This is a genomic window from Aequorivita echinoideorum (assembly GCF_018476645.1).
GTDB classification, from domain to species: domain Bacteria; phylum Bacteroidota; class Bacteroidia; order Flavobacteriales; family Flavobacteriaceae; genus Aequorivita; species Aequorivita echinoideorum.
On record NZ_JAHCTB010000006.1, the window covers coordinates 74,619 to 90,043 of the forward strand.

16 protein-coding genes are annotated in these 15,425 nt (G+C 38.2%); 10 read left to right on the forward strand and 6 right to left on the reverse strand.

Annotation, left to right across the window (positions count from 1 at the left end):
* Positions 1-71 precede the first annotated feature (71 nt).
* The gene (locus KIV10_RS12885) at positions 72-917 is read right to left on the reverse strand and encodes a T9SS type A sorting domain-containing protein (protein WP_214114401.1); all 846 of its coding nucleotides are present in this window, start codon (positions 915-917) and stop codon (positions 72-74) included.
* 74 nt (positions 918-991) lie between these two features.
* Here KIV10_RS12885 and KIV10_RS12890 point away from each other — a divergent pair, with 74 nt between their 5' ends.
* Positions 992-2,755, forward strand: coding sequence for a M14 family metallopeptidase (locus KIV10_RS12890; RefSeq protein WP_246516307.1), 1,764 nt, complete (start codon positions 992-994; stop codon positions 2,753-2,755).
* On the opposite strand, the gene KIV10_RS12895 is transcribed toward KIV10_RS12890, so the two are convergent.
* Entirely contained in the window at positions 2,717-3,346 is a 630-nt protein-coding gene (locus KIV10_RS12895; RefSeq protein ID WP_214114403.1) for an NUDIX hydrolase, read from the reverse strand. The two genes, KIV10_RS12890 and KIV10_RS12895, sit on opposite strands and share 39 nt — an antisense overlap.
* 7 nt (positions 3,347-3,353) lie before the next feature.
* Here KIV10_RS12895 and pyrE point away from each other — a divergent pair, with 7 nt between their 5' ends.
* Positions 3,354-3,995: an orotate phosphoribosyltransferase gene (pyrE, locus tag KIV10_RS12900; protein ID WP_214114405.1), complete on the forward strand. Its 642-nt coding sequence runs from the start codon at positions 3,354-3,356 to the stop codon at positions 3,993-3,995.
* Between the two features lie 179 nt (positions 3,996-4,174).
* On the forward strand, positions 4,175-4,567 hold the full coding sequence (locus KIV10_RS12905) for an SRPBCC family protein (RefSeq protein WP_214114406.1): 393 nt from the start codon (positions 4,175-4,177) through the stop codon (positions 4,565-4,567).
* 4 nt (positions 4,568-4,571) lie between these two features.
* Here KIV10_RS12905 and KIV10_RS12910 read toward each other — a convergent pair whose 3' ends face one another.
* Positions 4,572-5,300 carry a biotin--[acetyl-CoA-carboxylase] ligase gene (locus tag KIV10_RS12910; protein WP_214114408.1) on the reverse strand — a complete coding sequence of 243 codons (729 nt, stop codon included), beginning with the start codon at positions 5,298-5,300 and terminating at the stop codon, positions 4,572-4,574.
* Positions 5,301-5,383: 83 nt separating this feature from the next.
* On the opposite strand from KIV10_RS12910, the gene rsfS reads away from it, so the two are divergent.
* From rsfS to KIV10_RS12940, 6 genes are all read left to right on the forward strand, one after another.
* Complete coding sequence (gene rsfS, locus KIV10_RS12915; RefSeq protein WP_214114410.1) at positions 5,384-5,755, forward strand: ribosome silencing factor; 372 nt, start codon at positions 5,384-5,386, stop codon at positions 5,753-5,755.
* A 17-nt stretch (positions 5,756-5,772) separates the two neighbouring features.
* On the forward strand, positions 5,773-7,725 hold the full coding sequence (gene ftsH / locus KIV10_RS12920; protein ID WP_214114412.1) for an ATP-dependent zinc metalloprotease FtsH: 1,953 nt from the start codon (positions 5,773-5,775) through the stop codon (positions 7,723-7,725).
* A 111-nt stretch (positions 7,726-7,836) separates the two neighbouring features.
* Positions 7,837-8,448: an LUD domain-containing protein gene (locus KIV10_RS12925; protein WP_214114413.1), complete on the forward strand. Its 612-nt coding sequence runs from the start codon at positions 7,837-7,839 to the stop codon at positions 8,446-8,448.
* A 2-nt stretch (positions 8,449-8,450) separates the two neighbouring features.
* Positions 8,451-9,302 carry a phosphatidate cytidylyltransferase gene (locus tag KIV10_RS12930; protein WP_214114415.1) on the forward strand — a complete coding sequence of 284 codons (852 nt, stop codon included), beginning with the start codon at positions 8,451-8,453 and terminating at the stop codon, positions 9,300-9,302.
* Complete coding sequence (locus KIV10_RS12935) at positions 9,292-9,942, forward strand: phosphatidylserine decarboxylase family protein (protein WP_214114416.1); 651 nt, start codon at positions 9,292-9,294, stop codon at positions 9,940-9,942. Before KIV10_RS12930 ends, KIV10_RS12935 begins: the two co-directional genes overlap by 11 nt.
* On the forward strand, positions 9,942-10,208 hold the full coding sequence (locus tag KIV10_RS12940; protein WP_214114418.1) for an acyl-CoA-binding protein: 267 nt from the start codon (positions 9,942-9,944) through the stop codon (positions 10,206-10,208). The genes KIV10_RS12935 and KIV10_RS12940 overlap by 1 nt, the downstream gene beginning before the upstream one ends.
* A 9-nt stretch (positions 10,209-10,217) precedes the next feature.
* Here the strand turns inward: KIV10_RS12940 and KIV10_RS12945 are convergent, their stop codons facing one another.
* Positions 10,218-10,460: a hypothetical protein gene (locus KIV10_RS12945; RefSeq protein WP_214114419.1), complete on the reverse strand. Its 243-nt coding sequence runs from the start codon at positions 10,458-10,460 to the stop codon at positions 10,218-10,220.
* 360 nt (positions 10,461-10,820) lie between these two features.
* Entirely contained in the window at positions 10,821-13,478 is a 2,658-nt protein-coding gene (locus KIV10_RS12950) for a valine--tRNA ligase (RefSeq protein WP_214114421.1), read from the reverse strand.
* Between the two features lie 128 nt (positions 13,479-13,606).
* On the opposite strand from KIV10_RS12950, the gene KIV10_RS12955 reads away from it, so the two are divergent.
* Entirely contained in the window at positions 13,607-14,005 is a 399-nt protein-coding gene (locus KIV10_RS12955; RefSeq protein WP_214114422.1) for a DUF1573 domain-containing protein, read from the forward strand.
* Between the two features lie 58 nt (positions 14,006-14,063).
* Here KIV10_RS12955 and KIV10_RS12960 read toward each other — a convergent pair whose 3' ends face one another.
* Positions 14,064-15,371, reverse strand: coding sequence for an aspartyl protease family protein (locus KIV10_RS12960; protein ID WP_214114424.1), 1,308 nt, complete (start codon positions 15,369-15,371; stop codon positions 14,064-14,066).
* Positions 15,372-15,425: the final 54 nt, after the last annotated feature.

Consider the following 15,425-nt stretch of genomic DNA (forward strand, 5'->3'; position numbering starts at 1 on the left):
TTAATGTATAGATATTTCGAAATAAAAAACCGCGACAGTTGCCGCGGTTTGTATAACATAAACAATGTTGATTATTGCTTAACTACTTTTTGAGTAAGTGTACCAGCGTTAGTTTCAACTTTCAACATATAGATCCCTTGAGAAAGGTTTGCAGTGTTGATAACACCGTTGTTGTAAGAAACAGAAACTTGCTTACCAAGAACATCAAACATAGCTACATTTGAAACTTCTACTGAAGAAGGAACTTTCAAGTTAAGAACATCAGAAGTTGGGTTTGGATAAACAGAAATTTGAGATAAAGTAAGATCATTAATACCAAGCTCAACATTTTCTCCAATAACATTCATAACGTAAAATTCATCTACGCCAGTTACACCACCTACAGGAGTTGGCACCGCAACACTGCAGTCTGCAGATTGCAAATAACTAGGACCATTTTCTCCAGCCGCGTTTAAACCTGGAAAATAAGTTTCTCCAGTATTTGCTCCGCTATCGCCTGCACTTACTTCAAAAGCTACAATTGATCCTGCAGGAATAGTAGCGGTCATTGGAACGCTTATTAAACTTAAATCATCAGCAGATGAAGATGTATGTGTCTCTGTAGCTATAAGAGTAAAAGTTGCTAGCGCTAAATTAATGTTATCAACAGTGTAAATGTTTAAAGTAATAACTTTACCATCATCTGCAGAACCTTGTCCGTATTCAACAGAAGACACCTCGAAATTTCCAGTAACTCCAAAATCTGAGAGATCGTAAGCTCTATAAAAAGAATTCAAACGATATTCACCTGACGTGCTACTCCAACAGGCAACACCTCCATCATCAACCGTAGTAGGATCAACAGATTGAGTCAAAGTTATTTGAGCAAATGACGCAACACTAATAAAAAGTGCAACAATAAAAGTAATTTTTTTCATTTTAAAAGGATTTAGATTAATAACGACAAACTTAAATAAGTTATTGAAAAAAACCTAAATTTATTTATTAAAATATGGAAATTGAAAAAACTCTTAACCTTAAAATTATGCGGATTATTTCTATTCTATTCTTTATATTAAATACATTTACTTATTCCCAAATAAATCAAACTAGTCAAACGAGATTTGATAAGAATCAAACATTTACATATGCCGAAATAATTGGTCATTACGAAAAAATATCATCAAAATACACTTCCATCTCAATTTATGAATTTGGTGAAACGGACAGCGGCAAACCGCTTCACGTCATCATTTTCAACCCCAATGAAAATTTATCTGCCAATTTTGAGGACTTCGACAAAAAAAACAAAAATCTTCTTTTAATAAATAATGGAATACATCCCGGCGAACCCGATGGGATTGAAGCTACATTGATGCTTTTCAGAAATTATGCTGAAGGGAAACTACGGCCTCCCAAAAACACTATTATTGCAACCATTCCTATATATAATGTGGGCGGGGCGCTCAACAGAAACAGCACAACACGTACAAACCAGAACGGCCCGGAGGAATACGGTTTTCGTGGCAATGCCAGAAATTACGACCTCAACCGGGATTTCATAAAAAATGACACAAAAAACGCTCGAGCTTTCGCCGAAATTTTTCACATATTGGATCCCGATTTATTCGTTGATAATCACGTGAGCAATGGTGCAGATTACCAATACGTATTGACACATTTATTTACCCAGCACAACAAATTGGGAAATGAATTGGGAAAGTATCTTCACACCTCATTAATGCCTACGCTTGAAGATTCTTTAATGCAAAAAAACTGGGATATTACCCCATACGTGAACGTTTTTAATCAAGTGCCAGAGGTTGGTTTCACACAGTTTATGGATTCGCCCAGATATTCCACGGGGTATGCAACGCTCTTCAATACGCTGGGAATGATGGTGGAAACACATATGCTGAAACCCTACAAACAAAGAGCGGAAGGCACGTATGAGTTGATGAAAAGCTTCATAAATAGTGCTGATGCCGATGCAGAGAAAATAAAGACGCTTCGGAAGAAATCTTTTCTTAATTACGTAGCGGGCGCATATTATCCTATAAACTGGACTGTTGATAGCAGCAAAACTTCAATTCTGAATTTTAAAGGTTTTGAGGGAAAAATGGTTGAAAGCGAAGTAACTGGATTTCAACGGCTTAAATATTTTCGGGACAAACCGTTTACCAAAGAGGTGATGTATTACAATTATTTTAAAGCGAAGGATTCGGTTACTATACCTTCGGCTTACATTATTCCGCAGGGGTACTGGAATGTTTTGGAACTTTTGAAATTGAATAAAATAGAAATGAAGCAAGTTAAAAAAGATACTTCTATTAGGGCAGAAGTTTACAGAATAGCGAGCTTCGAAACCGTGAAAAATCCGTTTGAGGGGCATTATTTGCATTACAATACGCAATTAACAAAAACGATGGAGAACGTGTTGGTGAAAAAAGGAGATTTTATTGTCGAAACAAATCAAAAAGGGTTTCGTTATCTATTGGAAACGTTGGAACCTTCCGCTACCGATTCATTTTTTAATTGGAATTTTTTTGATGCCATTTTACAGCAAAAGGAAGGTTTCTCTCCATATGTATGGGAAGATATGGCTGAGAGATTTTTAGCCGAAAATCCAGAAATTGAAAAAGAATTTGAAGCCAAAAAAGCTGCGGAGCCGGATTTTGCAAATAACTGGTATCTTCAGTTGGATTGGATTCACAAAAAATCGCCTTATTACGAGAAGTCACACCTTCGTTATCCTATCGTTCGGGTGGGTGGTTAAATATTCCTTCGGAAAAAGAAGTTTTATATTTTCGTAGGAATCCCTAAGGGCTTTTTGCGATTTTTCAAAATTTTTCCATTTCACCTTTTTAATCCCCTCCGAAGGTTCCGGGATAAGCGGCCCATCGTAATCGCTGAACATTTCGTACCAATATGTAATTTTAAGTCGGAACTTGTTGTTGCGGGTAAAAACGTGATAGGTCTTCATAATGAAATTTCTGATTTCAAGATCTTTCACACCAGTTTCTTCCATTACCTCGCGCAGAGCAGCTTCCTGGTGCGTTTCTCCCTTTTCAATCTTTCCTTTCGGGAGATCCCACTTTTTATTTCTTCGAATAAATAAAATTTCCTTTTTGCTGTTAATTACCATTCCGCCACCAGCTTCCACTACCTTTATTTTTTTCCGAAGAAAACGCTCCAGTTTTTCGGCATTTTTGTGGTACAGATTCACATAGAGCAACTCCCCATTATTTATTTTCTTCACCAACTTTTTGAAACGTGCTTTTTTTAAGGGAATGGTGGTATAGTGCTCGCCAATATTTTCTTCCGTGGAGAGAATGATTGGAATTTCTTTAACAAAAACTTTATACATTTGCATAATGATATTAAACAAAGAAACGGCACAAAAAACCGCTGAGTTGCTATTGCAAATTAATGCAATAAAATTGCAACCACAAAACCCATTTACGTGGGCATCTGGTTGGAAGTCTCCAATCTATTGCGATAATCGCGTAACGCTCAGTTATCCCATCATCAGAAATTACATTCGGGAAACACTGGCAAAACAAGTGGAAGAAATTTATGGCAAACCTGAAATGATTGCAGGCGTTGCCACTGGCGCCATTGGCATAGGAGCTCTTGTGGCTGATTACCTAAATGTTCCCTTCTGCTATGTACGGCCCGAAGCCAAAGGCCACGGTCGCCAAAATAAAATTGAGGGACATCTGGAAAAAGGCACCAATGTAATTGTAGTGGAAGATTTAATAAGCACTGGAAAAAGCAGTCTTCTTGCCGTGGATGCGCTTCACGAAGCGGAAACCAATGTAAAGGGAATGGTCGCAATTTTCAGCTATGGATTTGAGGTAGCCCGTGAAAATTTTGCAAATGCGAAAGTCCAATTGAACACGTTAAGCAATTATGACATGCTTCTGGCGCAAGCCGAAAAATCCAATTATATCAATTCAACAGAGGCGAAATTACTGGCAGAATGGCGCAAAAACCCAGATACGTGGGGACGTTGATTGGCAATTAGCAATTAGCAATTAGCAATTAGCAATTAGCAATTAGCAATTAGCAAAAATAAAACCTTTTAAACTTTTAAACTTTTAAACTCATAACCTTTTAAACTCATAACCTTTTAAACTCATAACCTTTTAAACTTTTAAACCCATAAACTTTTAAATCCATAAACTTCAAAACAATGAAACTGAACAGCAAAAAAGTCACCGTTCAAAAATCCGCGAATGAGCTTTGCGATTATTTGGCAGATGTAAAGAATTTTGAAGGATTGATGCCTGAAAACATCAGCAAGTTTGAAGTTTTGAATGAACGTGCTTTCATCTTTGCTTTAAAGGGAATGCCCGAAATTGCTTTGGAAGTGAAAGAGATTGACAAACCAAACAAAGTGGTTTTAGGCGCCATGAGCGATAAAATTCCATTTGCCCTCACCGGTAATATTGAACCCGTTACGGAAAATTCATCAACTGTGGAGCTTTTGTTTGAAGGTGAATTCAATGCGATGATGGCGATGATGGTAAAAGGGCCTATTTCCAAATTTATTGATACACTTTCAACCAATCTGGGGCAGCTTTAATCTTTCAATAAAATAATTTTATTTCTTTCAGAGTAAATTTTTTGGTTGCTGATTCGGTTTGAACGATCAATTCACCGCTGTTAGAAACACCATTTATTATTCCGTTGAATCGATTTCCGGCAGAATTTTCAAAAACTGAAATTTTTCCTTTTCGAAAAAGATGAGATTCGTATGCTTCTTTCAAACTTTCAAAAGGAACTTTTTCAACACTTTTCAATTTTTCGAAAATTGCATTTGAGAGGCTGGTGAAAACTTCATCCAAATTATATTTAATACCAGTTTGCCTATAAAGCGAGCTGGCCTGCGGAAGATTATCAAATTCGGTTTCGTTCACATTCAAGCCAATTCCTATCACTGAATGTTTGATTCTGTTTTTCTCAAGAACATTTTCGATTAAAATTCCGCATAATTTCCGGTTTGCTGACAGAATGTCGTTGGGCCATTTTATATGACAATCCTCCAGGCCGAAAAAAGTAAGTGCCTCTTTCACAGCAAGCGCAACAGCCATTGAAATAGCAAATTGCTCCTCTGCCAAGAGATTGTCATACTTTTTAAATATACTGAATGTAAGGCTCTCCCCTTTTTTTGAAATCCAGCTGGAATTGCGCTGTCCCCGACCCGCCAATTGCTCATTTGCAAGCACAATGGTACCATCGGCAGGATATTCTATTTTCAACAAATTTTTGAGGTAAGTATTTGTTGAATCAATGGCATTAAGTTTGATTATCTTCAAGCCTGTAAAATGTTTTAGTATTACGTTATTTTGGCCATTCAAGAAACAAAAAAGTAATAACTTTGCGCAAATTAAAATAATTAATGTCGAAAAAAGAAGTAGGAACAGATCAACTTATAACTCAAATAATCAGAGGAATTGAAGAAGTAAAAGGAAAGGATATTGAAATACTGGACCTTAGGGAAATTGAAAATACTGTTTGTGACTATTTTATCATCTGCAATGGTACTTCAAACACACAAGTGAATGCCATTGTGAATTCCGTACAAAAATCTGTAAGCAAAACTTTGAAGGAAAAACCTTGGCACGTGGAAGGTAGCGATAATGCCGAGTGGATACTTATGGATTATGTGCACGTGGTTGTCCATATTTTCCAAAAACACATCCGCGAGTTTTATGATATTGAAGGATTGTGGGGCGATGCCAAATCAGTTAAAATAGAAACATCACATTAAATTAAGAAAATTGCCATATGGCTGAAGATAAAAAAAATAAGAAGAACGATATAAAGAAACCAAAATTCAATAATTATTGGATTTATGTCGCCATAATTGTACTGTTTTTTGGCATCAATATTTTCGGTGGAAGTAGCTGGTCGCAGCCTGCCAAAACCACACAAGCGCAGTTTGAGGAATACCTTAGGGCCGGAGATGTGGAAAAAGTGGAAGTGCTAAATAAGAAAATTGCCAAAGTTTACCTTACAAAGGAGGCCAAACAAAAAGCTATTCATTCTGAAAAAAGCGAAAATAAATTCTTAGCTCCCGGTCCTAACGATCCAAATTACCAGTTTGAATTTGGTGACCTTCAGCTATTTCAAGAAGATTTCCAGAAGATAAAGTCTGAAAACGGTCTAGGCACCCCTTTAATTTTTGAAACAGAAAATAATGTTTGGGGCGATATTTTGATAGGAATTCTCCCGTTCGTGGTAATCATCGCCATTTGGATTTTCATTATGCGAAGAATGTCTGCTGGTGGCGCCGGTGGTGCCGGAGGTCAAATTTTCAACATTGGTAAATCAAAAGCAAAATTATTTGACGAAAAAACCGATGTGAAAACAACCTTCAAAGACGTTGCGGGCCTTGAAGGAGCCAAAGAGGAAGTTCAGGAAATTGTAGATTTCCTGAAAAATCCTGAAAAATACACCTCCCTTGGTGGAAAAATCCCGAAAGGTGCACTTTTGGTAGGTCCTCCGGGTACTGGTAAAACGCTGTTGGCAAAAGCAGTTGCAGGAGAAGCAAAGGTTCCGTTCTTTTCACTTTCAGGTTCAGATTTTGTTGAAATGTTTGTAGGTGTGGGAGCATCGCGTGTTCGTGATCTCTTCAAACAAGCGAAAGAGAAATCACCAGCTATTATTTTTATCGATGAAATTGATGCCATCGGTCGTGCCCGTGGAAAAAATAACTTTAGCGGAAGTAATGATGAGCGTGAAAATACTCTCAACCAACTTCTTACAGAAATGGACGGTTTTGGCACAAATACGAATGTTATCGTGCTTGCAGCCACCAACCGCGCTGATGTATTGGATAAAGCATTGATGCGTGCCGGACGTTTTGATAGACAGATTTATGTTGATTTGCCAGATGTTCGCGAACGTAAGGAAATATTTGAGGTTCACCTTCGTCCCATTAAAAAAGAAGAGGAGCTTGACACTGATTTTCTTGCGAAGCAAACCCCAGGATTTTCTGGTGCCGATATTGCAAACGTATGCAATGAAGCTGCTCTTATTGCCGCAAGAAATGAGCGTAAAGCCGTAGGTAAACAGGACTTTCTCGATGCAGTTGATAGAATAGTAGGCGGTCTTGAGAAGAAAAATAAAATTGTAACCGTTGAAGAAAAGCGAGCGATTGCTTTTCACGAAGCGGGCCACGCCACGGTAAGTTGGATGCTGGAGCATGCTGCTCCTCTCGTGAAGGTAACCATTGTACCCCGTGGACAATCATTAGGTGCTGCCTGGTATTTGCCAGAAGAGCGATTGATTGTACACCCAGAGCAAATGCTTGACGAAATGTGCGCAGCCCTTGGTGGCCGTGCCGCAGAAAAAGTGATTTTCAATAGAATTTCAACCGGTGCGCTTAGTGATTTGGAAAAAGTAACCAAACAAGCACGCGCAATGGTTACCATATATGGTCTTAATGACAAAATAGGAAATTTAACGTATTATGATAGCAGCGGCCAATCTGAATATAATTTTTCCAAGCCCTATAGTGAAAAAACCGCAGAGCTTATTGATAAAGAAATTTCTACTTTAATTGAAACACAGTTTCAGCGCGCGGTAGATTTATTGGAAAACCATAAGGATAAACTTACCGAATTGGCGACGGTTTTATTGGAAAAAGAGGTAATTTTCAAGGATAACCTTGAAAAGATATTTGGAGAACGCCCATTCCAAAAGCCAGAACAAGTTCAAAAGATAGCAACCACTTAAGGTTGCTATCTTTTCTTTTGATGTAAAAGTTTGTTTTTGGGCAACCTAACTTCAATAGAGATTTTATATATTTGAAGTAAATCCTAATAAGAACTCCTCAAAACACTTTTAATGAGTCTATTCAAAAGACTTTTAAATCCAAATTATAAATCTGAAGAGTCTCGAAAGAAAGACAAATCATCAGAGCAAAGCAGCTATTACCCTGAGCAAAAACTTCCCATTGACGAAAAATTCACGTATAATTTTAAAAAGAATGGAGGAAAATTCATCTATTGTGAAAATATGGATGAAATTTTGGAAGCTTTTGACAATATTTTGATGGAGAACGATTGGTATGAAAGGGACGTTTTCTGCATCGATGAAAATTTGACTTCAAAGTTTGATGGCTTTAACCTCAACTTCGGCAAAAGTGGCGATGCCGCATTTTTCTTTTCCACTTGCGAATCTTTGGTGGGCAACAATGGTTCTATCCTACTCTCTTCAAACCAAATAAAAGAAAAGAAGCTTAAAGAGCTCCCGTACAATTTTGTTATTTTTTCTACCACAAGTAAAATTGTGGATACCATAAGTGAAGGGCTTCGTATTATCAAGCACCAGAGCGAAAACTACATTCCCACTAATATTACCACGATTCAGGACTTTGAAACCGAAAAAGAAAAGGATTTTATGAGTTATGGAAGTAGCACAAAAAACCTATATTTGTTGCTACTGGAAGACTTATAAGTATGAGGGAAGTTATCGTGCGCACCATTTCGGGCGTTCTCTATATTTCAATTATTATTTTCTCGATGTTCACTTCGCGAGCTTGGTTTATGGGACTCTTCTTTGTACTTGCCGCAATAACTTTAAGTGAATTTTTGAAACTGGTCCATCTTACAAGCTATGTAGCTTATTTCCTTTTGGCCGCTGCCTTTTATTTTTTAAGTTATAGGGTTTTTGAAGAAAATTCAATCTATCTCCTTTTAATATTGAGCAGCTTCGTAAATCTCTTTCTTCTAAAAGATTTGCTTTGGACTAGTAAAATTCCAATGTTTGAAAAGAAAAAATATATTACTGTAATATTTTATATAATTAGTGGTTTTGTTTTTTTAACACTAATACCAATGAAATATATTGATACTAGGATTTCTAATGAAGAAAATTTCGCTCCGAGACTTATAGTATCTGTATTTATTCTGATTTGGAGCAATGACACTTTCGCCTATCTGGTGGGGAAAAATTTCGGGAAGCATAAATTATTGGAACGTATTTCGCCAAAAAAAACCATAGAGGGATTTTTCGGCGGACTGCTCGGCGCCCTTTTGGCGGGATTTGTTATCTTTAAATTCATTGAAAAATATGATCCCACAAATATGGACCGCCATCCACTATGGGTTTGGCTTTGTCTCGCTGTAATAGTTGCCATTTTTGGCACCATTGGGGATCTTATTCAGTCAAAATTTAAGAGACAGGCAGGCGTTAAGGACAGCGGAGTTATTATGCCGGGACACGGCGGAATTTATGACAGGCTGGATAGTATTATTTACGCAAGTCCATTTGTATATGCATTTTTATTAATTGTAGATAATGTTTCATAAAGAAGGTTTTAAAATAATTATAGTCACTCTGGGCCTTGTTATAGCTCTCAGCATATTGGCTAATATTTTTGTAGTGAACACCACAATACGTGGTGGTATAATCATAACTCTTATCATTCTGCTACTGCTGGTACTTCAATTTTTTAGAAATCCGAAGCGCAACTTTTTGGTACATCCAGATAATGTGCTCTCTCCGGTAGATGGGAAAGTGGTAGTGATTGAAGAAGTTTTTGAAGGAGAATATTTTAAAGATAAAAGGTTGCAGGTTTCCGTATTTATGTCCCCCATAAATGTACACGTGACCCGCTACCCTGTGGGCGGCAAAGTTAAATACAGCAAATATCACCCGGGGAAATATTTGGTTGCCTGGCACCCAAAATCTTCTGAAGAAAATGAACGCACAACCGTAGTTGTAAACAATGAAAATTTTGGGGACGTCCTCCATCGGCAGATTGCGGGTGCAATGGCAAAGAGAATTGTAAATTACGCCGAAGCCGGCCAAGACGTAAATCAGGCAGACGATAGCGGCTTCATAAAGTTTGGTTCGCGAGTGGACATATTTCTACCCTTGGATGCCAAAATAAAAGTAACCCTTAACCAAAAGGTTAAGGGCGGAATTACCGTTATTGCCGAAAAATAATGACTTCAGAAGAAATTGATATTGCCTTTAAGCACGCGGTAAAGAGCATAAATGAGCACACCGAGCCTTTTCCGGCAGATACGCTCTTGAGGCTTTACGCATACTATAAAAGAGCGACCAATGACGATGATATACCGCAGGGTGGCAAACCGCTTATTTCCGCATTTAAGACCAACGCGCTTTTCCAGACCCGTAATTTGTCTCAGGACGAAGCCAAACAACTCTATATCGAAACGGTGGACCATTATTTCCTATATAGGAAGTAATACTCGATACTAAGATTGTTGGGCTTGATTGAATTTTATTTCATACTCCTCAATTGCCTCGGTGATTTTTTCCACATTTTCTGAAGCACGCTCGTGGGCCGCTTCCATCGCTTTCTCTAAGTCTTTATCAGGATGCTGAAATAAATCCGTAATTACGTGGTTTATCTTGTCAATAATACTTCTTTGGCTGTTTTTGATATCTTCCAGCTTGTGAAGCATCGCTTCCATTTCCTCATATTTTGCTTGATCCATAATTTTAAATTTTTCCGAAAGATATATTTTAATGCATTTGATACCGAAATAATTAACCTTGCTTTAAAATAAATTATGACTTTTTAACGGCCCGCTTAGCAAACAAAGCTTAGCAAATCTGAAAGAGTTAGTTGCCTAGATATTGAATACGTCTTAGAAACCTAGACATAGGTAAGTACCATTGCACAAAATATAGCGCTATTTTTATAAATATTTTGCGCAATATTTTTCAAAAAATAGCGCAATATTTAATTGAAACGTAACTTCCTCCTTATAATATGGTGCTTTCCAAATCTTTAATAAATAAAAACCCGTCAACGTTTGAACGCTGACGGGTTAAAAGTTTAAACCTTAAAACTATTATTGAAGCCCTGCCAAACTCGCCTTCAATGTCTCAATTTTGGAAAGCGCATCTGCCTCCTTTTGTTTTTCCAAAGCCACAACCTGCGCGGGCGCACCGCTCACAAACCGCTCATTCTTTAATTTACCTTGAACGCTTCGCAAAAACCCCTCGGTATATTTTAGTTCTTCGGAAAGTTTCGCGATTTCCTCTTCCACATTGATGGCACCAGAAATCGGGATAAAATATTCGTTACTTTTTACTCTAAAGGAAAGGGCACCGTCAATTTTTTCAGAAATATGATTTAATTCTGAAATGTTGCCCAGTTTTTTTATCACGGAATCAAATTGCTCTGAAGCGCCTTCATTATTGAAAACAGAGAGATTTATACTATCCTTAAATGAAATGTTCTTCTCTTTACGAATGGTCCTAATACCGGAAATAATCTCAGCGGCAAATTCAAAATCCTTTATAATTTTTTCATTGAAAACTTCTTGTTTTGGCCATTCTGAAATAATCAAAGCTTCGTAAACATTGCGCTGTGCTGTATGTTGCCAGATTTCTTCAGAAATAAACGGCACGAATGGATGCAAGATTTTCAGATTATCTTCCAATACTGAAATGACTTCCAAATATGTTTTCTCTGAAATTTTTTCGCCAAAAGGCGGCTTTACCATTTCCAACAGCCACGAGCAGAAATCATCCCAAACCAACTTATAGGTCGCCATCAAAGCATCACTGATGCGGTATTTGCCATAATGGTTTTCAATTTCAGATAGTGTTTTTTGGAATTTGCTACGGTACCATTGAAGCGCAATAGTATCGCTCTGCAATAGATCTTTATCCGCATCAACCTCCCAACCGTCAATCAGTCTGTAGGCATTCCATATTTTATTCACAAAGGCACTCCCCTGTTTGCAAAGGTCTTCATCAAACATCAAGTCATTACCCGCGGGGGAGCTCAATAACATCCCCACGCGTACGCCATCCGCCCCATACGTATCTATCAAATCGATAGGATCTGGTGAATTGCCCAGCGATTTGCTCATTTTTCGGCGTTGCTTATCGCGAACAATTCCCGTTAGGTACACATTGGTAAACGGTTTTTCATTTCTATACTCATAACCCGCGATAATCATTCGAGCCACCCAAAAGAAAAGAATTTCGGGCGCGGTTACCAAATCGTTGGTTGGATAGTAATACTTTATTTCCTCATTGTCCGGCTCCAAAATGCCGTTGAAAACACTAATGGGCCACAACCATGACGAAAACCAAGTGTCAAGCGCATCTGGGTCCTGTTTAAGGTTTCCGGTTGTGAGTTGCTGGTTGTTGGTTTTTTCCTTTGCAAGTTGAAGCGCCTCTTCAATAGTTTCGGCAACCACGAAATCCTCTTTACCATCGCCATAAAAATAGGCAGGAATTTGCTGGCCCCACCAAAGTTGGCGTGAGATATTCCAGTCACGCACATTCTCCATCCAATGGCGGTAGGTATTTATAAATTTTTCAGGAACTAGGTTAACATCCTTTTCAAGCACTGCATCCAACGCAGGTTGCGCCAAATCCTTCATTTTAAGAAACCATTGGTCGCTTAACTTTGGTTCTATAACCGCGCCGGTTCTTTCGCTGGTCCCCACTTTATGTACGTGGATTTCAGTTTTTGAAAGAACGCCAGAAGCCTCCAACTCCTTTATAATTTCCTTTCGAACCACAAAACGATCCTTCCCTTCATAATGAAGACCAAAACTATTGAGCGTTCCATCATCATTCAAAATATCAATAATTTCAAGACCGTGTTTATCGCCCAGCATTTTATCATTTTCATCGTGGGCGGGAGTAACTTTCAGGCAGCCGGTACCAAATTCCACATCCACATATTCGTCTTCAATAATTGGGATTATGCGCCCGCACACAGGAACAACGGCACTTTTTCCACGAAGATGAGAAAAACGTTCATCATTTGGGTTGATGCAAATGGCGGTATCTCCCAGAATAGTTTCGGGTCTGGTGGTCGCAATGGTCAAGGTCTGCCCCGACCCATCCGCAAGAGGGGAGCCATCTTCATTAACCACTTTATAATTTAGGTAATAGAGATTCCCTTGTTTTTCTTCATAAACAACCTCTTCATCAGAAAGTGTGGTCTTTGCCTGCGGATCCCAATTTACCATTCGGTAACCGCGATAGATGTTTCCTTTTCTGTATAAATCAACAAAAACCTTTATTACCGAGGCGGACATTTCCTCATCCATGGTAAATTTGGTTCGCTCCCAATCACAAGAGGCACCCAATTTTTTAAGCTGTTCCAAAATTATCCCACCGTGCTTGTGCGTCCAATCCCACGCGTGCTTTAAAAATTCATCGCGACTAAGGCTTGCTTTATCTATCCCTTCAGCTTTCAGCTTTGCTACCACTTTTGCTTCGGTAGCGATAGATGCGTGATCTGTACCCGGAACCCAGCACGCATTGTAGCCCTTCAATCTAGCCCTTCGTATTAAAACATCTTGCAGTGTATTATTGAGCATATGGCCCATATGCAAAACACCGGTAACATTGGGCGGAGGGATAACTATGGTATAGGGTTCTTTTTCATTAACCTCTGAATGAAAATAATTATTTTCCATCCAGTAGCTATACCATTTATTTTCAATGTTTTTTGCGTTGTATTTAGCGTCTATTGCCATACTTTGGTCTGATTTTTGAACAACCGAATGCAAAAGTAACCATATCCGCAAGATTACAAAAGTGAATAAGTTATTTTGCAGGTTGTACAAAAGTTACATACTTTAGCAATTATTAAATAAAATAAACCATGAAAAAATTTATCCTTATTGCCCTTGTAGCCTTAGTAGGTTTTACTGCTGAAGCGCAACAGGCAAAGATCAGTTTCACCAATGATACCGTAGATTACGGCAACATTGCGAAAGGTAGTGATGGAGTTCGCGTATTTGAATTTACTAATACAGGTGATGCCCCATTAATTATAAGCGATGTAAAGTCTAGCTGCGGATGTACTGTACCTAAAAAACCGGACGGGCCCATAGCTCCCGGTGCCAGTAGCTCAATTCAAGTGAAGTATGACACCAATCGTGTTGGGCCAATCCGAAAAACAGTTACCGTTTATTCTAACGCGAGCGAGCCAATAGTAGCCTTGAAAATAAAAGGTGAGGTAATGAGCAATGACACAAGCGTACTTGAAAAAACAAAGTAAACTGGAAAGTTTGATAGAATTCATAAAATCGGCTGATAAATTATCAGCCGATTTTTTTTTAGAATACATTCTTTAAATTGAATTTCACCTTATTAATAGAGCCTCCACGATTTACATCCAGCACAATCTTTTTACCTTCTTCGCTCGAAAATAGTTCGATCAATTCATAGAGTTTATATTCGTAGACTGATTTTCCATTTACCCTAACAATTTCGTCCTCTAAAAGAATACCCGCCTGTGCGGCTGGGGAATTTTCACGCATTTCAACCACTATAAATTTTGGCACCAAAGAAAATTCAAACTGACTGCTAGTGGAAACACTAGCAATATTAAAAGGTGAATTATCCGTATCCTGAATTAACCTATCCCCTTTCGCCGTGTATTTTTTGGGCTTTTTAATCAATTCCAAACCGTCGTGCTCAATTGTTAAGCCACTCATATTATAATTGAAGGGTTCATTGAATTTTCTATTTTTCTTGAAGCGCATTATTTTGTTTCCGTAATCCATAACCACTGTAAAACGCCGAAGAAAACTACCGCCCAAACTTCCATCCCTTTCTTTGAAAGACTGGGCATTTGCAATGGCATTTTTATCAGGAAATGCAGCTTTTACATCCAAAAGCGAAATTTCGCCCAATTGAATTTCGGGAAGTTTTGTTCTTTTTCCATAAATATTTCCGCTCAAGCCGAGGCCCAGAAAATCAGTGAAATAATTTTTTGGATTTTCATTTAAAAATCCATAATCCTCAAACAACCAAAGTGCATCACTCGAGCCAGAATCCACGAGCAGTGTTATTTCTTCCTCCTGCTTGCCCGTGTTCAGCATCAACGAAATGTATGGTTTTTTACCTGAAAAAATAATGGGCACATCAACACATTTTCTGCATTTGCGAAGCGCATACCTTTTAGGATTAAAAATCACCACATTTTCTGCGGCGTAATTAATTTTCACAACGAAATTCTGAAAAAAATCACTACCCAAGATTCCGTGGATGGGTATTCCCATGCGCGGAGAAAAATTGAGCGATTTGTCAAAAATTATAAAAAGCGTATGGTCTATATCAATAGCATCACCAACCTTTATTTTATTTCCCTGGCTCTTGAACGCATCCACAAAGCCACCCTCGCCCAAACCTTGAAGCTGGATGGGTTCTGTATTTTTCAATTCAAGACTATCCGTAGCCTCTAGGCTGAATAATATAGTTGATTTTACGCCGGAATCCAGAATGAAGGACAATTTGGTTCCGTTCAATTCAACATCAATAATGGGGAGATTGTTTACCAACTCAAATTGGATTTTATCCCGTCGCTGTTTTTCTGGTAGTTGAAATCCATTTTGCGCCAAAGCGGTTAAACCTTGCGCCATAAAAAGCCAAGAAGCAAAAATGAGGAATGCTATTTTTTCATTGATTTTCAAGTA